Below are 22,257 nucleotides of genomic sequence, written 5' to 3'. Positions count from 1 at the left end.
ATTTTTGTATTCAGTTTACTGTACTGAAACGATAAAGAGAATTAACTCTTAGCGCGTTTCATTGCAGTGAAGAACTCATCGTTAGTTTTGGTCATTGCCAATTTATCGATAAGGAATTCCATGCCGGTAACTTCATCCATAGGATTAAGGATTTTACGTAAAATCCACATCTTCTGTAGCTCATCAGGCGTGGTTAGTTTCTCTTCACGACGAGTACCAGAGCGGTTAAAGTCGATTGCAGGGAAAACGCGTTTTTCAGCTGCTTTACGAGAAAGGTGTAACTCTTGGTTACCAGTACCTTTAAATTCTTCGTAAATAACTTCATCCATTTTAGAGCCAGTATCCACAAGCGCTGTTGCGATAATGGTTAAGCTGCCGCCATGTTCGATGTTACGTGCAGCACCGAAGAAACGTTTTGGACGATGTAATGCGTTTGCATCAACACCACCAGTAAGCACTTTACCTGATGATGGGATTACTGTGTTGTATGCACGGGCAAGACGAGTGATTGAATCTAATAAGATAACCACGTCTTTTTTGTGTTCAACTAAGCGCTTGGCTTTTTCAATAACCATTTCAGCAACTTGAACGTGACGACTTGCTGGCTCATCAAAGGTAGAAGCAATAACTTCACCTTTTACCATGCGCTGCATTTCGGTTACTTCTTCAGGACGTTCATCGATAAGTAATACCATTAACACCACTTCTGGGTTGTTATAGGTAATGCTTTGCGCCATGTTTTGTAGCAATAAGGTTTTACCCGCTTTAGGCGGAGCCACAATCAAACCACGCTGACCTTTACCAATTGGAGAACATAGATCCAAAATACGTGAGGTGATGTCTTCTGTTGAACCATTACCACGTTCCATACGCATACGTTCTTCTGCATGCAGTGGGGTAAGGTTTTCAAAGAGGATTTTTGTGCGAGAATTTTCAGGCTTATCGAAGTTAACTTCGTTAACTTTTAAGAGTGCAAAATAGCGTTCACCATCTTTCGGTGGGCGGATTTTACCAAAGATGGTATCACCGGTACGCATATTGAAGCGTCTGATTTGGCTAGGAGAGACATAAATGTCATCAGGGCCTGCTAAATATGAACCATCTGAGCTTCTTAAAAAGCCGAAACCATCTTGGAGGATTTCAAGCACACCGCCACCAAAAATGTCTTCACCGCTTTTGGCGTGGGATTTCAGAATAGAGAAGATGATGTCCTGTTTACGGGCACGGGCCATGTTCTCTAATTTCATGCTATCTGCTAGTGAAACCAGATCTGATATAGACGTGTCTTTTAATTCAGTTAAATTCATGTTGGGGGTCTTGTATTACGCGACGATGCTTACTGCAATCAATCTTTCTTTGGGTCTTACGAAATTGAAATAGTCGATTGATAAGCGAGTAGGGGTTTGGTTGAAAAATCTGATGAATAAATTAGCACTATATGGGCAGTGCGTCCAGAATTTTAGCGAAAAAACGGCACAAATTGTTCATATATTGTGCCGATTGTCACTTTTCAAACGTAAAACACGCAACATTATTAAAATTGATTGTTGTTCATTACACTAAAATAGCGTTTTTTTTAGCAATAACCTGCTAACGGGGTTAGCAGGTTATGTCATTAATCAATAGTGCCGCGATTTTATAAATAGACTTGATTAAGCTTGTGCGTCAATAAACTCTTTAAGTTGAGTTTTTGATAAAGCACCCACTTTAGTAGCAACTAACTCGCCGCCTTTAAACATTAATAATGTTGGAATGCCACGTACACCGTACTTAGCAGGTGAAACATTATTTTGGTCAACGTTTAATTTAGCTACAGTTAGCTTACCCGCGTACTCTTCAGCCACGTCGTCTAGGATTGGGGCAATCATTTTACAAGGACCACACCACTCTGCCCAGAAGTCTACCAGTACTGGTAATTCTGAGTTAATGACGTCGTTTTCGAAGCTGTCATCGCTTAGGTATACAATTTTATCGCTCATGTAGATCTCCAGATTTGGCACCATTGCTAGTTTATTAATGGCTTACCATGTATATTGGGACGGTTAAATAGCTTTTCAAGTGACCGTTCTATTAATGTAGCTATTTGAAACGATCGAGTCTTTTTTTGCAACACTAACGGGTATGCTTGCGCTATGAGCGAAACACATTTATCAACACAAAGATTCGCCGACTTCCCTCTGAAGTCAGAGGTTATACAGGCTTTGAACGAAAATGGCTTTGAATTTTGTACGCCAATTCAGGCGTTATCTCTTCCCATTTTATTACAACAAAAAGATATTGCTGGCCAGGCACAAACAGGAACTGGCAAGACAATGGCCTTTTTAGTGGCCACTTTTCACCACCTTCTCTCAGTTGCTGAGCCAGAAGGTCGTCAAATTAATCAGCCTAGAGCTATCATCATGGCACCGACTCGCGAACTTGCGATTCAGATTGCCAAAGATGCTAAATTGCTTGCACGACATACGGGTTTAAAAGTCGGTATTGTTTATGGCGGTGAGAGTTATGATGTTCAACGCCAAGTGCTTGATGCTGGTGTTGATATTTTAATTGGTACTACGGGTCGTATTATCGATTACGTACGCCAAGGTGTGATCAGTTTAAATGCAATTCAAGCCGTTGTGCTTGATGAAGCTGATCGCATGTTCGATTTAGGTTTTATTAAAGATATTCGTTTCTTGTTTAGGCGTATGCCTGATGCTAAGTCACGCTTAAATATGTTGTTTTCAGCGACGTTATCAATGAAGGTTCAGGAATTAGCTTACGATCATATGAATGATCCAGAAAAAGTTGAAGTCTCACCTGGCGAAAAAACCTCAAAGAACATCAAAGAAGAAATTTTCTACCCTTCGACTGAAGATAAAATGCGTTTGCTTCTGACATTAATGGAAGAAGATTGGCCAGAAAAGGCTATCGTATTTTCAAACACCAAACACAGCTGTGAAAAGGTGTGGTCATGGTTAGAAGGCGACGGCCATCGAGTGGGGTTATTAACCGGTGATGTACCGCAGAAAAAACGTATTCGCATTTTAGAGCAATTTACTTCAGGCGCGCTTGATGTGTTAGTTGCAACTGATGTGGCGGCGCGTGGCTTACATATTTCTGATGTATCTCATGTTTATAACTATGATTTACCAGATGATTGTGAAGATTACGTTCACCGTATTGGTCGTACAGGTCGTGCGGGACAAAAAGGTGTGTCAGTGAGTTTTGCTTGTGAAGAGTACGCACTGAATTTACCGGCCATTGAGACGTATATTAAGCACTCAATACCAGTCACTAATTATGATCGTGAAGCTTTGCTAGACGATTTACCGCCACCGGTTCGTATCCATCGTAAGCACCCAACAACACGTACGCGTGATGGTGCGAGAAGTGGTGCGCATCGCAGTGGTGGACGTCCACCTCAAAGGGCACGTAGACATTCGTAAATGACAGTGACAGCTGCAATGCCTGCATATGCCGCGATAACACTCGGCTCAAATAGTTTTAATATGTTGGTCGCTCACACCCTGAACGGCCAACCCACTATTATTGCAAAATACAAACGTAAAGTACGTTTGGCTGAAGGTATTGGGGCTGATAACCGTCTTGATGAAGCCGTATTACAGCGCGGGCTAGATTGTTTGCAAATGTTTGCTGAGATGCTTGATAAACATCAAGTCGCAGCTGAGCATGTGGCGGTATTTGCCACCGCAACTTTACGTGTGATCAGCAATGCTGATGAGTTTCACCAACGGGCATTACCGATTTTAGGTCATCCGATTGAAGTCATTAGTGGTTTGCGAGAAGCTGAATTAATTTACCAAGGTATGGCGGCCACTACAGAAGGTGGCGGCCAACGCTTGGTGATTGATATTGGCGGCGCCAGTACTGAGTTTATTATCGGAAATGGTAATCAAGTGCTGTTTAAAACCAGTTTAGACTTTGGCTGTTTGCGCTTTAATCAACAGTTTTTTAAGCAAACGCCTTATCTAATGGCTGATTTTGAGCAAGCTAAAGCTGCGGTACTGATGGCGCTGAAGCCTTGCTTGCAACAACTGACACAATTGGGTTGGCAAGGCGTTGTGGGCGCATCAGGGGCTGTACAGTCTGTGGTGTCAGTACTTCATCATCGCGAGCTGTCTGAGATCATCACTTTGAAAGTGCTGCATCGTTTTAGAGACGAAGTGTTGGCACAGCAAAATGAGTCACTGCATCATATTCAAGGCTTATCTGCTGAAAAAGCACCGACATTTGCCTCAGGTATTGCGATTTTAATCGCCTTGTTTGAACTGCTGGATATCGAGTCGCTTAACCTTTCTGGCGGTGCGCTGCGAGAAGGCGTGCTAAAAATGCTGGCAGATAGAGTAGGTTAATTTTTTTGGTTGCCTCTCTTCTTTAAGCTGTCTTTTCATATTCATAAAAATATCCTCAATAAACTTCTAGCTTTAAACTCTAAGTAGTGTAAATAGTTAAATATGACTATATTTATTTCCTGTCTAATTACTTGTAACTATATAATTAAACGATATAAATATTAAATTTGCATTTTTCTTATTTCAGTTTAGTATCATCATCTAACAAGGATGTTAGCTAATAAATTTAAGAAGTAATTTCTCTCTATTTTTACCTGCTAACGATAAACCGAAGGCAAGGTAATGTCATTTTCAGATTTTCTAAGAAAGCTCAATAACCATATAGGCACTCATAAAGTGCATTTATGTCCCGCGGTAAAAGGCCGTTTAGTTAATAACGGTATTCCCCTCGAGAATGTCAGAATATCAAGAACACTTAGTTATTCTGATGGTAAATATACGGAAGATCACTGTTATACCTGTCGTAATGGTGAGTTTGAGATGCCTGAGATGAGCTTGAGATCTAGCCAGCCAGCTTTGCTAATTGCTGAGAAAATAGTTTATCAGCTTATAACTGTCGTTTTTGCTGATGTGGAGTACAAGTTATGGTCGAGCACTCCGAGTGGTATTAGAGATAAGAAGGAGTATTCATTAAAACTTGGTTCTTTAAATTGTGATATTCAGAATGAGGAAGTGAGCTTCTATTTTAAAGGTAATCAAGAGTCACATAAATATAGGGCATCAGGTATTTGTCGCTGGGGAGAGGATTTCCTTTTGATTGATCATGAATCTGAATTTGCCAAAATGATTGAAGGCGCGCTTTAATTTAATATAAGGACATTAATATGAGTACAGGGATGAATACTTTAACTCCTGTAATAGCAGCAAGTTTTGCAGAAATAGCATACGCAAGCTCAAGAAAGAACGGAGTGGTATCTAGTGAGCTATATAAAGATTTAAACGTTGGTTTTTCCTTTAGTGATGCAAAATTAGATGGCGTTAGTGGGAGTATTTTAGAGAGGGTTTTTAATCATACAACAGGCTTCGGTTGTATAGCCAAAGGTAAGCCGGGTCCATTTTCTGGTGACTTCGTACTTGCCTTAAGAGGGACAGAAAAAAAACGCGATATTATCACTGATTTGCATTGTGGTGTGAGTACTTGTGCAAATGACCAGCCTGTTCATGCAGGATTTAACAACACCTTTAATTCATTAAAGAAGCAGCTCGAGGATTACTTTTTACAGGTATCAAAGCAATCTCTTACAGGGCTTAATATACATGTTGTTGGCCATAGTTTAGGTGGAGCACTCGCTAATTTGGCTGCGAATTGGCTCAAGAAGCGTTTTAAGGCTAACGTCAAATTATATACTTTTGGCGCGCCTCGAGTGGGGTATCCTAGTTTTGCACTGAAAACGATCTCAGCTACCAATAATAACATTTATCGTTGTGTCCATGCTGGGGATCCCGTTCCACTAGTACCTGTTTGGCCTTTTGTACACACTGAAGATGAATACATATTGCACGGTGCGCCAACGATAACTGCCAAAGCTCACAGTATGACAAATGAGACTCCAGGTTACCTTCATACAGCAAAGGGGTTTAGGAGTTATGCAGCAATTAATAAAGGCAAGGAGTCTAGACTAAGGCAGCAAGTTAAGCTTGATTATGATCTTCGCTTACAAGCTAAACCTACGACGCGCTGGGCGAGAAAAATTGGTGAAGCAATATTAACCCATCTACATGCATCAGGTAGGTTGCACGCTATACAAGCCGATATTTCTAATACATTAACTGTATACGATAAAATAGCTAAAGTACTAGCTGACAGTATTGATATCTCTAAAGGCCATGCTGCTGACGTAAAAGGCATTTTGGGACATATTTTAGCTTTTTGTGGGTTGCCCTATAAAGCTGTTGAACTGAGTTATAAATTTGTAAGGAGCACTTTAAGTTTAATGATTGCTACACTGACAAAGATGGCCAGTCTCGCAATGAAGGTTTAACTTTGTCAGTACTCATAAAGTACTTTCAAATAAGTAAATGATGTTTATAGGAAACAATCAGTTTTAAACATAATAATATGCTACAAAAAAGGGACGCTAACTTACGTTAGCGTCCCTTTTTGATGTTCAATAAATCAGATACTTACATACTGATTATTTAATGATGTTCAGTAAATCTTGCTCTAAAGTCACTTCAGGTCTTTCAATGATGCGGCCAATTTCTTTATCGTCTTGCTCTACGATGAAGGTTGGTATACGGCTGAACTCATAGTTAGCAGCTAAGCCTTCTGGATCTAATTTGCTGCGATCTACACCTATGTAAGTGACGGTGATATTTGGGTTAGCAACTTCTTCAATTAGCTTCATGAAACGTGGTGTTTCACGGTGACAATCTGGGCACCAAGTACCGATAATAACGACAACATTAGTTGGAGTGTCGATTGCTTTTAATGCTGAAATTGCATCTGCATTAGTTTGGTAGTTTTCGTACTCTGCTGCGTAACCTGGTAAATCTTTTTCAAGTGCTGAAATTTCAACAATGCCAGTGATAATCACTTCTTGTTTCTCCTCGCTGCATGTCGCCATGAAGCCTGATTGCTCTTCATCAAATGCACAGCCGCTGTTTGCTACTGCTGTACCTGTAATCAAATGACTACTGAAAAATAGAGCCGTTGTGGCTAGTAATGTTTTAACGCTTTTATGCATGATAAGGCCTCAAGAAAGAACAATAAAACAATTCAATCATTTAACCTTAGGTTAGTGAAGTTGAATATTAGCTAGCTGTTAGCTAGATCACTAATATAAGTAAAATTCAAAGATAACTTTGCACTGGCTCATAGTGCATTAGCAAGAGTTAATGTTTATTGCTACGGCGATGAATGTCACTATTGGGGGGTGTTTTAGTCGCCTTTGTAATCAATTTGAATCATTTAGCCTGCAAAATGCGCTATAAAAAAGGAGACCAATAGGTCTCCTGTTTGTTATTCATCTTGTATAAATAAAATCTTTTATTTACTTATCTTCTTTTAGCCATTGAGCGGCACTTTTTGCAAAATAAGTTAATATGCCATCAGCGCCTGCGCGTTTAAAACAAAGTAATGATTCCATTACAATGGCTTTTTCGGCTAACCAGCCATTTTGAATTGCTGCCATGTGCATGGCATATTCGCCACTCACTTGGTATGCAAAAGTCGGCACTGCTAGTTCGGTTTTTACGCGGCGAACGATATCAAGGTATGGCATGCCAGGCTTTACCATTACCATGTCTGCACCTTCTTGAATATCTAATGCGACTTCATGTAAGGCTTCATCGCTATTGGCTGGATCCATTTGGTAGCTATGCTTGTTGCCACCTTTAAGGTTACCTGCTGAGCCGACAGCGTCACGGAAAGGGCCGTAGTAACTAGAAGAGTATTTGGCTGAATATGCCATAATTTGAGTGTTAACGTGGCCTGCAGCTTCTAATGCTTCACGAATAGCGCCAATTCGGCCATCCATCATGTCTGAAGGAGCGACAATGTCAGCGCCGGCTTCAGCGTGTGATAAGGCTTGTTTGACTAAGATTTCAGTGGTGATGTCGTTAAGGATGTAACCTGTGTCATCAATAATGCCGTCTTGACCATGGGTGGTGAAGGGGTCAAGTGCCACATCTGTCATAATCCCAAGCTCAGGAAAAGCTTGTTTTAACTCACGTACGGCGCGCTGTACTAAACCGTCACAATTGTAAGCTTCTTCAGCCATGAGGGTTTTCTTTTCCGCAGGTGTAACTGGGAACAGGGCAATCAAAGGAATGCCAAGTTCGACTAATTCAGCGGCTTCTTTGAGTAATAAGTCGATTGAATAGCGTTCAACACCCGGCATCGACGCCACTTTTTCGGTGCGATTGTTGCCTTCAAGAACAAACATTGGGTAGATAAGGTCATTCACCGACAGTTTGTTTTCTGACATTAAACGGCGGCTGAAATCATGTTTACGCATGCGGCGCATTCTGCGCTGTGGAAAAGCACTAGTAATTATATTCACATTCGACTCCTGAAATTAGACTGATCTTAATCAGACGAAAACAGACAAACCTGATTTCGTCCACTGCGCTTAGCTTGGTAAAGCGCTTTATCTGCTTGTTCAAGTAACTGAGTTGGCTGTTCATTGGTTTCGATAATGGCAGCGCTCACACCGATACTTACGAAAAGGGAAATAGGGTTATTATCCCAATCGATTGATAAATTGGAGATTGCTTGGCGAATTCTTTCAGCCAATAGCATCGCTCCTACACTATCAGTATTTGGTAATATAATAGCAAACTCTTCACCTCCAAAACGTGACACCAGATCGGTTGGTCGTTTTAAAAACTCAGAAATTGTTGTCGCAATCACTTTAATTGCAAGGTCGCCAGCAAGGTGACCAAATTGATCATTAATCTGTTTAAATTTATCAATATCAACCATTAGGATAGCAAGTGAGGTTTGCTGACGACGACTAATGCGTCCTTCTGCGGTTAGGCGTTTATCAAAGGCGTTTCTATTTTTTACCCCAGTTAAACTGTCAGTGGTGCTTTGTTGCTGCAGCTTTTGATTGGCATCATTTAGCTCACGTAAGGTGACTTCGAGCTCAAGAGTCCGCTCAGCGACCATTTGTTCGAGACGTTCATTGGTTCTCGCTTCTGCTTTTAAAGCTTCATCACGGTTTTGTTGTAGTTTTTGGGCTTGCTCTAGGGCCTTTTTTTGCATTTGAAGTTTGGCTTTTCGTTCATCGTTATAGCGCACTGCTAGCACTGCAGCCATGACAATGACTTCAAAGGTCAGTCCGATCATCATTGGAGTATGCGCTGGCATATACCACTGTAAATAGCCCAGATAAATGAGCCCGCTGAGAATGGCACCAATAAATAGCCCGATACGGGCAATAGCATATAAACGTGCATTTTTACTGCCTTTAATTACTTGTATTAAAGATACTGTAATCAGTACACAGCTAATGGCGATTACCGAGAAAGTGAGCAAATATAAGCTGAACTTAAAATCAATAAACGAGATAACCAGACTCAGTAAAACGCAGTAAACCGCAAGGTAACGACCGACTAATAGCATCGGTTTATTATGATATTTAAGTAGCATCACTTTTTCGGTAAACATCAGCGCAAAAGCTAAGGCTATCGGGATTAATATTGGAATGGCTAAGTTTTGCACCACCGGCAGTGTGGGCCATAAATATTGAAAGGCAATACCATGAATAGTGGCCACAAGTAGAGTTAAACTGAGTACATAGCCACTATAGTAACTATAACTAAAAGACCCTGATGCGAGGGCAATAAACAAACTAAATAGCCCAATGGCAATCAATATCCCAATTTGAAAGCCATTAGCAAGGCTTTGAGACTCAATGGCATGGCTGTAATCATTTTTACTCCATAGTACCAATGGAAAATTTAAGCTGCCGCGATTATCGATTTTTAAGTAAAAGGTATGTGTTTCGTTTGGCTGTAATTCAAAGGGGTAAAGAAATAAATTACTTTGCAGTGGGCGCTGTTTAAACGGATAGCTATCACCCATTAGCTCCACTTTTACTAATTTGTTATTGACTAAATGATATAGTTTCATGCTATCTAGCAGTGGGTTATTCAGCGCTATCATGCGTGATAGATGGTCATTAGGGCTAAAAATACTAAAACTCAACCAAGTATTTTTAGCGCCAATTTTACGCATATCGCCGCGGCTTAACTTGCGCCAATCTTGTTGGCTATTTTTTAGCAGTGTTAAGCTGGCAAGCTCTTCAATATCTTGAGACTGATTGATATACATCCAATCCGTTAATTTGATTTTTGTAATGGATGAGGCGGTTAATCTTAGCGGGGGATTGGCGTGCTCAACGGCAAGCGCGTGGGCTGCTTGTAATTGAGTTAGCAATATAATAAAAAACAAAGTAAATGCTTTAAACGCCCAATGCACTTGCTGCATTAATCCTGCCCTAGGTTAAAAAAACGCTGGCTGTTGGTGTAGCAATGGGCTGCCAGCTCTGCATAGGGTTGCTGACGAAGATTAGCAATATACTCGGCAATATAGGGCAAGTATTGTGGCAAATTTTTGCTAGATTTGGGTTTAGGGCGCATGCTGCGAGGTAATAAATAAGGGCTGTCAGTTTCAACCATTAAGCGGTTGTTTGGGATCAATGGCACTATGCTCGCCAGCTCAGCGCCGCGACGTTCATCGCATACCCAGCCAGTTATGCCGATATGTAAATCTAATTCAAGACAAGCAAGTAACTCATCTTTGCTGCCCGTAAAGCAATGCAGCAGCGCTGCAGGGAGCTTGTGGCGATATTGACTTACTATTGCAATAAAGTCCTCGTGAGCGTCACGACAGTGCATCAGTACCGGCATTTGTAATGCAACTGCCAATTCAAGTTGGGCGTGAAAGGCAAGGCGCTGGGCATTACGGGGAGAAAAGTCGCGATTATAATCTAAACCGCATTCACCAATAGCAACCACTTGCTTTAATGCTGCTAAGGTTTTTATCTCATCAGCACTGGCAGCATTCCAGCTACTGGCGTGGTGAGGGTGAACCCCTGCAGTGCTATAGAGTTGCTGAGGGTATTTTGCGCACAGCGAGGCGCTGTCGCTACTTTCAGTAATATCACTGCCAATAACAATTAACGGCGAAACATGATGTTGCGCCGCTTGAGTCACTATGTTGTCAATATCAGCGATTAACCTGCTGCTAAGCAAATTAACGGCTATGTCGATATGCTGCGGCATGATTTATTTTAAACGCTTCACTCGAATAGTGGAGTTACGATCATCGCTGCCCAGTAGGAATGAACCGAGAGCGCCTTTTTCAACAAAGACGGTTTGATCTTTTTTCACTTTATAGCGGTCAGTACCTGATTGCTTCCAAGTTTGATTATTAGACAGGGTAATAATTAATGAGCCGTAAGGATCTTTTTTTACCGATACAACGTCAGCATAAAGGCGAGTGACATCCTCATCGACCTTCTTTTTAAGACCAAACTCTTGTTCTGCAGTAGGATTGTTAGACGTTGCAACTGCAGCCTTTGTTACGGCAGATGCAGTTACTACTGCTGGCGTCGATACCGCAGTAGCAGTCTCTGTTGTCGCTGAAGTGAGGGAGGTGTTAACTGACGCGGCTAATGTGTCGTAACACATTAGCCGGTCAAGTTTGTCAGTTTGAGCTGCACAGCTCGCCAGTTGTTGCTCAACACTGGCCTGTGCTTGAGAAGAGATAGCCAAAGCAAAAGTGGCAATCAAAGTTAAACGCATTACAGAATCCTTCTTTTTATTGGTTAACTAGTCCATGAGTGCGATGCGTAATTTAACTATCAGCTTTCTCGTTCTCTGGCTCTTCGTTATCTGTATCTTCTTTTGGGGTATATAGCCTAGCTGCTAATAAACCACCTTCAAATAATATTAACATAGGAATCGCTAACATTGTTTGTGAAATAATATCAGGTGGCGTTAGCATCATGCCAACCACAAATGCACCTACAACAATGTAAGGGCGTTTTTGTTTAAGCTCATCTGGTGTTGTCACGCCAGCCCAGCACATTAATACTACGGCTACAGGGATTTCAAAGGCTAAACCAAAAGCAAAAAATAGCTTTAAGATAAAACTTAAATAGCTACTAATGTCGGTTGCTACTTGCACTCCTTCTGGTGCGACACTGGTGAAAAACGCAAATACCACCGGAAATACCACGTAATAGGCGAAAGCAATACCGAGGTAAAATAATACCGTACTGCTAAATAGCAGCGGCATAATCATGCGCTTTTCGTGTTTGTATAAACCGGGCGCCACAAATGACCATACTTGAAATAGTACGTAGGGGATCGCCACAAAAAATGATAACACTAAGGTTAATTTAAATGGCGCAAAAAAGGGCGCGGCTACATCCGTTGCAATCATACTGCCGGTCTCTGGCAGTGATTGCATTAATGGGATTGCCATATAATGGTAAATGTCATTTGCCCAATAAACTAAGCAGATAAATACCAGCAATACGCTGCCGATAGCTCTAAGTAACTTATTTCGTAACTCAAGCAAATGACTGATAAGAGGTAGCTGTTGTGACATTGGTTACCCGTGTTAGCTTTTGGTATTTGAACTGTCAGAGTCGTTTGCTTGTTCACTTTTGGCAGTAGAACTTTCAGCGGGTGTAGCTGCAGAGGTATCTTTGGCTACTTCGTCAACTTGATAGGGACGATTAACCGATTTTGCAGCATCTTTTAGCTGATCAATGGACTCTTGTAGTTCAGGTGATAGGTTCGACAAACCTTTGCTTTCTGCTTTTTTAAGGTCAGCATGAAGCTGATCAATTTTAAGCTCTTGCTCTAATTCATCTTTGACTGAGTTTGCCATCCGCTTTAATGAGCGGATCCACTCAGATATTGAACGTACTGCAACCGGAAGTCTTTCGGGGCCGAGAACCACAAGCCCCAAAATTCCAATCAGCAGTAGCTCCATAAAGCCAATACCGTCAAACATAATGAATTACGCCTGTTCTTTATCCTTTGACTCGGATTTCTGCTCAGTTGCCTGTTCAGACTTTTTCGCAGTGCTGTCTTCTAGAGACTTCTTTTCTTCATCTTCAGGATTCATTGCATTTTTGAAGCCCTTAACAGCCCCACCTAAATCGCCACCTAAAGAACGTAATTTTTTAGTTCCGAATAACAACACAACAATTAACGCAATAATTAGAAGCTGCCAAATACTGATGCCGCCCATGAACATTTCCTCTATAAGAATAAAAACATGATGTTGGAATTTTTACATTCACAATTGTAACCTTTATACATAGAGTATTATGAACCTCTAATGTATAAGTGCTAGTTAAAATTTACGGTTTTTTGGTCTGGATCGCCATCCTGTGAACCAAAGCACTATACCTGATGTGATACAAATGTAAGCAGGCCATAGTGTAGCGTATTGGTTTAATAATATTGTGCCACAGATCAACATTACAGCAGCTGTTATTAATAAGTAATTACTTTTATGGGCTTTATGTTGAAATTTTAGGTACTTATCAAGCATTTGTTGTTGGGTGCCCAGTAGTTTTCGACCCATTTTTAAATTGTCATAGATAAGTTCTGGAAATTCTGGCAGCTTTTCAGCCCAATAAGGGCTCTTCATTTTAACTTTATCAAAAATGGCTTTCGGGCCGACTTGTTCAGACATCCACTGCTCTAAAAACGGTTTAGCTGTTGACCATAAGTCTAGCTGTGGGTACAGCTGACGACCTAAGCCTTCAACGTAAAGTAATGTTTTTTCGAGTAAAACAAGTTGTGGTTGCACGACGATATCGAATCGGCGGGCAGTGCGAAATAACTCCAGTAACACATGGCCAAATGAGATTTCGTCTAATGGCTTATTAAACATGGGTTCGCAAACCACTTTAACCGCTTGCTCAAATGCCAGTACGTCAGTGTTTTCTGATACCCAACCCGATTCAATATAAAGCTGGGCAATACGCTGATAATCACGATTAAAAAAGGCTAAGAAATTTTCTGCTAAATAGCGTTTGTCGACATCATTAAGGGTGCCCATAATGCCGCAATCCATGCCGATATAAAATGGATTGTCAGGGTGTTCACGGCTTATAAAAATATTGCCAGGGTGCATGTCAGCATGGAAAAAATTATCACGAAATACTTGGGTGAAAAACAGCTCAACACCGCGTTCAGCCAAAAGCTTTAAATTAGTCCCTTGGGCTTTTAAGGCTTCAATATCTGAAACAGGAATGCCGTAAACACGCTCCATTACCATTAGGCGAGGGTAGCAATAATCTTCATAAACATAAGGCACATACAAGCTATCAGAGTCTAAAAAATTGTTACGTAGCTTGATGGCATTGAGCGCCTCTAGTTTAAGGTTTAGCTCGCCTAAAATGGTGGTGCGATAATCATCAATGACTTCAGCAGGGCGCAGACGATTGCCTTCACCTAATAGCTTTTCAAGTAAATTGGCCGCTTGGCACATCAGTTGTAAATCAGCATTAACTTGCGCTTCAACGTTGGGACGTAAAACTTTTAACACCACCTCTGCGCCATTTTCTTTCAAGTTAGCAGTGTGAACTTGAGATATGGATGCTGACGCTAAGGGAATGTCTTCAAAGTTGTCAAATAATGAGTCTATCGGCGCTTTTAGTTCTGCTTCAATAGCTTGGCGGGCAAGGGTTGAATCAAAAGGTGGTACGCGGTCTTGCAACATAGCCAGCTCACTGGCCCACTCATCATTGAGTAAGTCACGGCGAGTTGACAGCATTTGTCCCAGCTTGATGTAAACCGGTCCTAAATCTTGCATCGCCAGCTTTAAACGCTCAGCAGAAGATTTGTCTTTGTGTTGGTTGCGGATCCAAAAGAAACAATTTCGCAGAAGTGAAAAGTACCAGGGAGTTTTATTTTTGGGTAAAACATCATCTAAGCCGTAATGGAGTACAGTTTTTATGACTTGGTAACCACGCCTGATACTTGCAATTGTCATGGGGTAATTTTTTCTCTTAATTTTGCTATCTTGGACTCAATGCTTGTTGTTCTATCAACAAGCTGTTCCAGATTATCACGAAAATGAATGAAGTCGATTTGATGAGGGGCGAGTCGATATTCTTCAGTGGTTAATTGACCCACATGAGAGAGCGACTTTTCAAACACTTGCTTCATTGAACTGGCTAAGTGTTTGGTATTAGTCAGCAACATATGAGTCGGGGCATCACCAATATACTTTGATAATGGCTCGGCAAAATCTAACTCAATGTGCTTTAAGTAATGACTAAAGCTTTGCAATAAGTTGATATCGCCATCGAGGATCAGTTTATCTTGCTTAATGAGCTCGGTAAGGTTAGCCCCTTCAGTCACCTTATAAAGCGTAGTGACATCAGCAGTAATACTGACGTCAACAGTGGCTTCATAAGCGCTCATGACTTGAATTTGCGGTGCAAAAATAAGGTATATTGGCCAACTAACTTGGGTTAACTGAATTTTGAATACTTTACCGTGCAACGGCTTTAGTCGCGCATATTCACCCTGATCTTGTGCTTGTAACTGCCCGATAGCAGTTTCCATTGCAGCACAAGCCAGTAATGAACAGTGGTTCGGCAGCATTAGAATTTATAACCGCGATGTAAGGCGACAACACCATCAGTCATATTGGTGTAGTCAACTTGTTCAAGACCGGCATCAAGCATCATTTGCTTTAAGGTTTCTTGATCTGGATGCATGCGAATTGATTCTGCTAGGTATTCATAGCTGTCAGCATCTTGGGTAATTAGTGCGCCCATTTTAGGCAACACTTTAAAGCTATAAAGGTCATAAACTTTACGCATGACTTCGTGTTGAGGTTTTGAGAACTCAAGCACTAATAACTTTCCGCCAGGTTTTAGTACCCGGCGCATCGAGCGTAATGCTGCGTCTTTATCGGTCACATTACGTAAACCAAACGCAATGGTAATAATATCAAAATGATTGTCAGGAAACGGCAGTGCTTCAGCATTAGCTTGTACGTAACTGACATTGCTAACAATGCCTTTGTCGCGCAATTTAGTACGGCCAACTTTAAGCATTGAATCATTAATGTCAGCAAGAATAACCTGGCCGCGCTCACCCACAAGGTGTGAGAATTTAGCGGTTAAATCACCGGTGCCGCCAGCAAGGTCAAGTACTTTCATGCCCGGTCTTGCGCCTGCGGTCGCAATCGTGTGACGTTTCCAAAAACGGTGTACACCGAATGACATAACATCATTCATGATGTCGTATTTAGCAGCAACCGAATGAAATACGTCAGCAACTAAATCCGCTTTTTTCTCTGAATCAACGGTTTTGTAACCAAAATGGGTGTTCTTTGGGTCGCCCTCAGACATCTGTGTATTCCTATAATGTGCGGTAATTAACAGCGAGTGTATGTCATTGCTTGCTTTGCAGAAACTTCAATCAGCCAGAATGTGATCAAGTTTACTTGAAATAGCTAAGAATGCGTTAAGACAGCGTATTATTCTATCTCATCAAAATTGCCCTGCATTAGAGCATAAAATTCACAGTTATTGAATAGTGAAAGTATTAGGTAATAGCGTGCAATAAATTTAACAGCTTAAGTTTGTACGATCCTTAAGCGAGAGAAGTTCAAATATCCCTTGCTTAAGCTAGCTTACTTTTCTTGCCTGGATATAACTGTACATTAATTCACAGACACTTTGGCCTACATCACGCTTACCAGCCATATCACCCGCATCGTGACATTGAGGCGCGGCTTCAGCAATATGCAGATAAGCACAAGGGCAGTGTTTAGCGATGTGATGAATATAGTGGCAGGCATCTAACAAGGGCACACCGGCAAAAGTGGATGCGCTGCTGGGCATTTTGGCGATGGCATCTACATCAATTTCTAAGGCCACTGGCAGTTGAGTTTGATTAAGATTGCTGGCGATTTGTTGCAGCGCTTGGCTTAAGTCGATTTCTCGTCTGACCCAAATTTGCTGAAAGCTGTGCCAATGACCGCCAAATAAGCTTAATTGCTCTAAGGTGGCTTCAGTGTTTTTTAGCTCATGTAAACCTAGCACATGGTAATAAGCCAGTGCGCCATTGGCTGCAGCATAGCTAAATCCGTTGCCACTGTGGCGCCCTTCCCGTGGGCGAAAATCGCTATGGGGATCAAGGTTTACTGCCGCAGCCGCCTGATTAAAGTGAGCCTTAGTCGCCATTAGCATGCCATATGCATTGTTATGACCGCCGCCGATCACTATGGGCTCAAGCTCTGCTGCCATAATTTGGCTGATCACACTAATGACTTGGTTATCAAGTTCTTTAGTCGCTTGCCTTAACTCTTCTAGGGATGCCGCTTCTGGCAGTGGGGCCTGAGATATTTCCCCTAAAATAAGACACTGTTTACCATCAAGGTAGCGGTTGGACTGCAAATTAAGCCATTGTTGCATAGTGGCACTAAAGGCTGCAGATGAGCCGCCGCGGCCTAAGTTAGCCCTTGGACCAGCATCTTCGGTAATTCCGACAATAACAAATTGCACCCCATTGGTTTTAGCCTCACAAAGTGCCTGTTTAAGATCCGCTAAAGAGGGGGCTGATTCGGAGATAAGCTTGACGGTTTGGCCCAGTTTGCTTTCGCCATCTCTGCTGGAGAGGTATTGATTAACTTCACTGCGGGTCATTATCTGCAACATTAAGAACCTATTTCATTCAATTGGGGTTAGCTTTAAGGCTAATATGTCGAGCCACATATCTAGAGTCAAATACTTAGAGCTTATGACTTAAAAATAGGCCATAAAAAAGCCAGCATAGCTGGCTTTAGTCGATATTTAAACTGGTAATATGTAACCAGCAATATCAATCGATTATTCGATATCTAATGGCTCTGGCGATAAGATAACGCCAGTATTGTCAGCATAGATATGGTCGCATGGCAGGAATGTTACCCCACCAAAGTTAACTGGGATTTCAACTTCACCAACGCCATTAGTGTCAGCGCCAATCGGGATTGAAGCTAATGCTTGAATACCAATATCCATTTCTTCAAGGGTGTCAACGTCACGTACTGAGCCGTAAACAATAATGCCTTCCCACTTGTTAGCCACTGCGATTTCAGCAATCGAGGCATCAATTAATGCACGGCGCATTGAACCGCCACCATCTACTAACAAGACTTTACCTTCGCCTTCTGCTTGCAGCGCATCAGCAATTAAGCCGTTATCTTCAAAACATTTGATGGTACTAATCGAACCACCAAAAGAGCTACAACCGCCGTAATTACTGAACATTGGTTCTACTACATCAACGACATCTAAATACATATCACACAATTCTGAGGTGTTGTATTCCATAGTGACACTCCTTGGGGTTAGCGATTCACAGAGGTTTTCGCCAGTTATCAAAGCAATAATATATGAATTATATGAGCTTTTTATGAAAATAACAGCGATATTCATCACTTGATAAAGATAATCAGTTAGTTGTTCAGTCTTTGGTCTTAAGGCGGGATGACTTAAACGGCTGTTGTTTATCGCTGTGATAAGCCCTTTATTAGCCTTAGTTCTTGTTTTTATATGATTAACTGCATTGTTGCCCTGTCTGTGGTGACTCCTTTGAGTAAGTTATGATTGTCATAAAAGTTTCGATAGCTTGTCATCTAAGCGTCATTAGCCCTATTTACAGTTCTTATTAAGGTTGAACAATTGAACTATAAGGATTTTGTATGGCTATGACGATTAGCGCACTGGATAAGTTTGTGTTTTGCCACATTATTACTTTTTGTCGAACTCATGAGTTAACCCCTTTAGCGAAAAGAATCTCAGCAAGTGGGGATGGCCATTATTACGTGTATATGGCGGTAGGTTTATTGTTTTTACATCCTCAAGGCAGTCAGTTTTTTAATTTGATGTTAGTGAGTTTTATCATTGAACTGCCGTTATATTTTGTCTTTAAAAATGCCATTCGCCGCACTAGGCCTTGCGCCGCTTTTGCAGGCTTTGATAGCAGCTTTCAGGCATCAGACAAATTTAGTTTGCCATCGGGGCATACTGCAGCGGCCTTTATTATGGCGATGGCTATCACTTCGACTTTTCCTGCATTGTGGCCAATCGCAATGACCTGGGCTGTGGCGATTGGATTATCTCGAATAGCGCTTGGGGTGCATTATCCATTGGATATTGTTGCTGGTATTGGGTTGGGGGTCGGTGTGGTTATCTTAGCCGAGCCGTTGATTTAGCTTGTCATAGCGCTGAAATTGGTCATTAAACAAGGTAAATCATGAAAATATTATACGGTGTTCAAGGGACGGGAAATGGCCATATTAGCCGTGCCAGAGTCATGGCAAAGGCGTTAAGTAAAACTGATATCGAGGTTGATTTTTTATTTAGTGGTCGCGCCAAAGATGAGTACTTTGATATGCAATGTTTTGGAGACTATCAAGTTAGAACGGGCATGTCTTTTATTACCGAAGACGGGCGAGTCAGCATTGGCAAAACCATTAAAAGAAATATCACTTCACCCATTGTGTCTGAAGTGAGACAACTTGATTTGAGCGGCTATGATTTAGTGTTAAACGACTTTGAGCCAGTGAGTGCTTGGGCTGCTAAAAAACAGGGCGTGACCGCAATTGCGATCAGTCATCAAGCGTCCTTACAATACTCAGTACCTAAACAGGGAATGAGCTGGTTTGATGAATTACTGTTAAACAACTTTGCACCTGCAGATATCAAATTAGGCTGTCATTGGCATCATTTCGGTTTTGCTATTTTACCTCCCTTTGTAGAAGTTGAGCCAAGTTGTGGTGCTCACAGTCATCAAATTTTGGTGTATTTACCCTTTGAAAGTGCCGACGCGATAGCAGCTTTTTTAAGGCCTTTTCCTGACTATCAATTTTTTGTTTACCATGGCAATAAGCCAAAGCAGTCATTACCAGATCATATTAATTGGTTCAGCTTTGATCGCTGTGGGTTTAAACAACACATGTCGCAATGTGGTGGGGTAATAGGTAATGCAGGTTTTGAGCTTGCCAGCGAGGCGATGACATTAGGTAAGAAGCTACTAGTTAAACCGCTTCAGGGGCAATTTGAGCAATCATCAAACGTAGCAGCATTAGAGCTGTTGGCTGCAGGACAAAGTATGGATAGCTTAGATAGTAAAATGTTAGCCCGATGGTTAAAGGCGGCGTCGCCCAAGCCTATTGCATATCCGCAAGTCGGTGATGCCTTGGTGGGGTGGTTACTACAAGGTAATTGGCATCAACATCAAGCGCTTTGCCATGATTTATGGTCCCAAGTCGATCTACCTGATAACTGGCGCAAGTAAATGGCATCAGTAAATCGAGCCTTTCTTTGTCTGTGACTCAAGATCAATCAGTTAGCCGCTAGCTTTGCTAATTACTTTGGTAAGTAATAAGTAATAAGTAATAAGTCACATTAGCTGACTTTTGAATGATGCTGATGAAGTTGCTCGAGTAACTCATCTTCCAAAGCAAAGCGCGCTTCCATTGCTTGAGCTAAATTAGAGAGATCGCTATCTAATTCTAGCAACATAGAATCGCTATCTGCTTCAGTATATTTGTCATTGAAGTCTAATGCGGCATCAGTAGATTCACTGATTTGTGGTAATAACAGTTGTGCTCGGGCTTTACTTTGTTCACCTGATTTTTCACACTCATTAACCAATTGATCGTATACCTCAAAATGACCTTCAGAGACATAATCAACTAATTGAGCGCAAAACTGCTTAACGGTATCTAGTTCAGGTAAGCTTTTTGCAGGGACTGAGTAAGGGGCGAGGCCAGCAATTTTGAAGTATTGGATCAGTAATGCTCTGCGGTGCTGCAGCCATTGATCAACCAGCTTATTGGAGCCACCCCATTTTTGTTCGGCTTTTTCTAGTTTTGTCAGCATTATCATTCTCAATTTAGTAACCAATACATAACACTTAATGTATGAGAGAAAGTAGTGATTAATCAACTCTTTTCTGCAAAAGAAGCAATGGATTGACCAGAGGAATGGGCTGAGTTACGAGGGAAATATTCTTTGTTATTGTAATCTAAAGAAAAATGCCCAGCGATAGCATGCTACCGCTGGGCAAATAGATTTTTAAGGGCTCGATTTATCGTGCTTCTTGATTGTTCTTGCTAGCGCAGACTTTTTATATCAAAGGTGCAGCGAAGGTGCAACTTTTTTGTCGAGTTAGCTTCACACCTAGTCAAAAATCACCCTTTTTGTGAGCATATTAACGTTTATATTAGCAATTTTGATACTAGTAGGAGGGGCAGCTCACATAAATTTAGCAGAACTGGTTACATTAATACCTTAAGTCGCTAAACTACGGTTCAGCGGATATCAATATATGTTTAGGAATCAAGCCCAATGGCAGAATTAAAGAATGATCGTTATTTACGCGCTTTACTAAAACAGCCTGTTGACAGAACGCCTGTATGGATGATGCGTCAAGCTGGTCGTTACCTTCCAGAATACAAAGCAACCCGTGCTCAAGCCGGTGATTTCATGTCGCTTTGTAAAGACCAAGACTTGGCTTGTGAAGTGACTTTACAGCCATTACGTCGTTATGATTTAGATGCAGCTATTTTATTTTCAGACATTCTAACCATTCCAGATGCAATGGGCTTAGGCTTATACTTTGAAACTGGTGAGGGTCCACGTTTTGAACGTCGAGCTGATACCGTTGACTCGATTAAAAAGCTTTGCATTCCAGATCCAGAAGATGAACTTGGTTACGTGATGCGTGCAGTAAGCACGATTCGTCGCGAGCTAAAAGGCGAAGTACCGTTAATTGGTTTCTCTGGTTCTCCTTGGACGCTAGCCACTTATATGGTTGAAGGTGGTTCAAGCAAAACATTCGAAAAAATTAAGAAAATGGCTTACGAAGAGCCAGCAGCATTACACATGCTTTTAGACAAGTTAGCTGATTCAGTTATCTTGTACCTAAATGCACAAGTTGCTAACGGTGCTCAGTCGTTAATGATCTTTGATTCATGGGGCGGTGCGTTATCTCACCACGCTTACCGTGAGTTCTCATTACGTTACATGCAAAAAATCGTTGATGGCCTAACTCGCCATGCTGACGGTCGCCAAGTTCCTGTTACCTTGTTCACTAAAGGTGGCGGATTATGGTTAGAGTCTATGGCTGAAACTGGTTGTGATGCGCTCGGTTTAGATTGGACTGTTGATATCGGTGATGCACGTCGCCGTGTTGGTCATAAAGTGGCGCTGCAAGGCAACATGGACCCATCTGTACTTTATGCTTCACCAGAGCGTATTCATCAAGAAGTGGATCAAATCCTATCTTCTTACGGTGAAGGTACTGGCCATGTATTTAACTTGGGTCATGGTATCCATCAACATGTTAACCCAGAACATGCTGGTTCATTCATTAACTCAGTACATGAGCTATCAGCGAAATATCATAAGTAATT

Annotated in this window: 23 protein-coding genes; 7 read left to right on the top strand and 16 right to left on the bottom strand. The window is 41.5% G+C overall.

Translation table 11 applies throughout. The features are described 5' to 3' along the window. Positions 1–41 precede the first annotated feature (41 nt). Positions 42–1,307, bottom strand: a complete 1,266-nt coding sequence (gene rho / locus Q4591_RS08460; protein WP_076539336.1) for a transcription termination factor Rho — start codon at positions 1,305–1,307, stop codon at positions 42–44. Between the two features lie 345 nt (positions 1,308–1,652). Next, positions 1,653–1,979, bottom strand: coding sequence for a thioredoxin TrxA (gene trxA, locus Q4591_RS08455; protein ID WP_055023577.1), 327 nt, complete (start codon positions 1,977–1,979; stop codon positions 1,653–1,655). A 153-nt stretch (positions 1,980–2,132) separates the two neighbouring features. Here trxA and rhlB point away from each other — a divergent pair, with 153 nt between their 5' ends. The 4 genes from rhlB (at position 2,133) to Q4591_RS08435 (ending at position 6,337) form a co-directional block, all read left to right on the top strand. Then, positions 2,133–3,428, top strand: coding sequence for an ATP-dependent RNA helicase RhlB (gene rhlB, locus Q4591_RS08450; protein WP_102436991.1), 1,296 nt, complete (start codon positions 2,133–2,135; stop codon positions 3,426–3,428). Then, positions 3,429–4,355, top strand: a complete 927-nt coding sequence (locus Q4591_RS08445) for an exopolyphosphatase (RefSeq protein WP_303460496.1) — start codon at positions 3,429–3,431, stop codon at positions 4,353–4,355. Between the two features lie 282 nt (positions 4,356–4,637). Further along, positions 4,638–5,159 carry a DUF6795 domain-containing protein gene (locus Q4591_RS08440; protein WP_303460494.1) on the top strand — a complete coding sequence of 174 codons (522 nt, stop codon included), beginning with the start codon at positions 4,638–4,640 and terminating at the stop codon, positions 5,157–5,159. A gap of 20 nt (positions 5,160–5,179) precedes the next feature. Beyond that, complete coding sequence (locus Q4591_RS08435) at positions 5,180–6,337, top strand: lipase family protein (RefSeq protein WP_303460492.1); 1,158 nt, start codon at positions 5,180–5,182, stop codon at positions 6,335–6,337. Positions 6,338–6,490: 153 nt separating this feature from the next. Here the strand turns inward: Q4591_RS08435 and Q4591_RS08430 are convergent, their stop codons facing one another. The 13 genes from Q4591_RS08430 to rraA form a co-directional block, all read right to left on the bottom strand. Then, positions 6,491–7,042, bottom strand: a complete 552-nt coding sequence (locus tag Q4591_RS08430; protein WP_229371505.1) for a thioredoxin family protein — start codon at positions 7,040–7,042, stop codon at positions 6,491–6,493. Between the two features lie 306 nt (positions 7,043–7,348). Further along, the gene (hemB, locus tag Q4591_RS08425) at positions 7,349–8,359 is read right to left on the bottom strand and encodes a porphobilinogen synthase (RefSeq protein ID WP_102436987.1); all 1,011 of its coding nucleotides are present in this window, start codon (positions 8,357–8,359) and stop codon (positions 7,349–7,351) included. A gap of 26 nt (positions 8,360–8,385) precedes the next feature. Further along, the gene (locus Q4591_RS08420; protein WP_303446369.1) at positions 8,386–10,290 is read right to left on the bottom strand and encodes a diguanylate cyclase; all 1,905 of its coding nucleotides are present in this window, start codon (positions 10,288–10,290) and stop codon (positions 8,386–8,388) included. Then, entirely contained in the window at positions 10,290–11,087 is a 798-nt protein-coding gene (locus tag Q4591_RS08415) for a TatD family hydrolase (protein WP_102436983.1), read from the bottom strand. Before Q4591_RS08415 ends, Q4591_RS08420 begins: the two co-directional genes overlap by 1 nt. A 3-nt stretch (positions 11,088–11,090) precedes the next feature. Beyond that, positions 11,091–11,609: a hypothetical protein gene (locus tag Q4591_RS08410; RefSeq protein ID WP_102476028.1), complete on the bottom strand. Its 519-nt coding sequence runs from the start codon at positions 11,607–11,609 to the stop codon at positions 11,091–11,093. A gap of 52 nt (positions 11,610–11,661) precedes the next feature. Further along, positions 11,662–12,420, bottom strand: a complete 759-nt coding sequence (tatC, locus tag Q4591_RS08405) for a twin-arginine translocase subunit TatC (RefSeq protein ID WP_076539321.1) — start codon at positions 12,418–12,420, stop codon at positions 11,662–11,664. Between the two features lie 12 nt (positions 12,421–12,432). Then, on the bottom strand, positions 12,433–12,831 hold the full coding sequence (gene tatB / locus Q4591_RS08400; protein WP_102436979.1) for a Sec-independent protein translocase protein TatB: 399 nt from the start codon (positions 12,829–12,831) through the stop codon (positions 12,433–12,435). 6 nt (positions 12,832–12,837) lie between these two features. Then, a complete protein-coding gene (gene tatA, locus Q4591_RS08395; RefSeq protein WP_076539319.1) occupies positions 12,838–13,071 on the bottom strand; it encodes a Sec-independent protein translocase subunit TatA in 234 nt (77 codons plus the stop codon). A gap of 105 nt (positions 13,072–13,176) precedes the next feature. Then, positions 13,177–14,826: a ubiquinone biosynthesis regulatory protein kinase UbiB gene (gene ubiB / locus Q4591_RS08390; protein WP_303460483.1), complete on the bottom strand. Its 1,650-nt coding sequence runs from the start codon at positions 14,824–14,826 to the stop codon at positions 13,177–13,179. Continuing rightward, entirely contained in the window at positions 14,823–15,443 is a 621-nt protein-coding gene (locus Q4591_RS08385; protein ID WP_303460481.1) for an SCP2 domain-containing protein, read from the bottom strand. Before Q4591_RS08385 ends, ubiB begins: the two co-directional genes overlap by 4 nt. Continuing rightward, complete coding sequence (ubiE, locus tag Q4591_RS08380) at positions 15,443–16,198, bottom strand: bifunctional demethylmenaquinone methyltransferase/2-methoxy-6-polyprenyl-1,4-benzoquinol methylase UbiE (RefSeq protein WP_102436973.1); 756 nt, start codon at positions 16,196–16,198, stop codon at positions 15,443–15,445. The genes Q4591_RS08385 and ubiE overlap by 1 nt, the downstream gene beginning before the upstream one ends. A gap of 279 nt (positions 16,199–16,477) precedes the next feature. Further along, the gene (locus Q4591_RS08375) at positions 16,478–17,509 is read right to left on the bottom strand and encodes a formimidoylglutamase (RefSeq protein ID WP_102436972.1); all 1,032 of its coding nucleotides are present in this window, start codon (positions 17,507–17,509) and stop codon (positions 16,478–16,480) included. A gap of 171 nt (positions 17,510–17,680) precedes the next feature. Continuing rightward, positions 17,681–18,166, bottom strand: coding sequence for a ribonuclease E activity regulator RraA (rraA, locus tag Q4591_RS08370; protein ID WP_076539310.1), 486 nt, complete (start codon positions 18,164–18,166; stop codon positions 17,681–17,683). Between the two features lie 371 nt (positions 18,167–18,537). Between rraA and Q4591_RS08365 the strand changes: the two genes are divergently transcribed. Together Q4591_RS08365 and Q4591_RS08360 are read left to right on the top strand one after the other, a co-directional pair. After that, complete coding sequence (locus Q4591_RS08365; protein WP_102436970.1) at positions 18,538–19,050, top strand: phosphatase PAP2 family protein; 513 nt, start codon at positions 18,538–18,540, stop codon at positions 19,048–19,050. Positions 19,051–19,091: 41 nt separating this feature from the next. Then, a complete protein-coding gene (locus tag Q4591_RS08360; protein ID WP_102476023.1) occupies positions 19,092–20,135 on the top strand; it encodes an MJ1255/VC2487 family glycosyltransferase in 1,044 nt (347 codons plus the stop codon). A 110-nt stretch (positions 20,136–20,245) separates the two neighbouring features. Here Q4591_RS08360 and rsd read toward each other — a convergent pair whose 3' ends face one another. Next, positions 20,246–20,722: a sigma D regulator gene (gene rsd, locus Q4591_RS08355; protein WP_198590413.1), complete on the bottom strand. Its 477-nt coding sequence runs from the start codon at positions 20,720–20,722 to the stop codon at positions 20,246–20,248. Positions 20,723–21,190: 468 nt separating this feature from the next. Between rsd and hemE the strand changes: the two genes are divergently transcribed. Continuing rightward, a complete protein-coding gene (gene hemE / locus Q4591_RS08350; protein ID WP_102436964.1) occupies positions 21,191–22,255 on the top strand; it encodes a uroporphyrinogen decarboxylase in 1,065 nt (354 codons plus the stop codon). Positions 22,256–22,257: the final 2 nt, after the last annotated feature.

This window comes from Shewanella sp. 3_MG-2023, assembly GCF_030548765.1.
In the GTDB taxonomy this organism is placed as follows: Bacteria; Pseudomonadota; Gammaproteobacteria; order Enterobacterales; family Shewanellaceae; genus Shewanella.
Note: the sequence above shows the minus strand (reverse complement) of the source record. Positions and strands in the feature narration are given on the sequence as shown.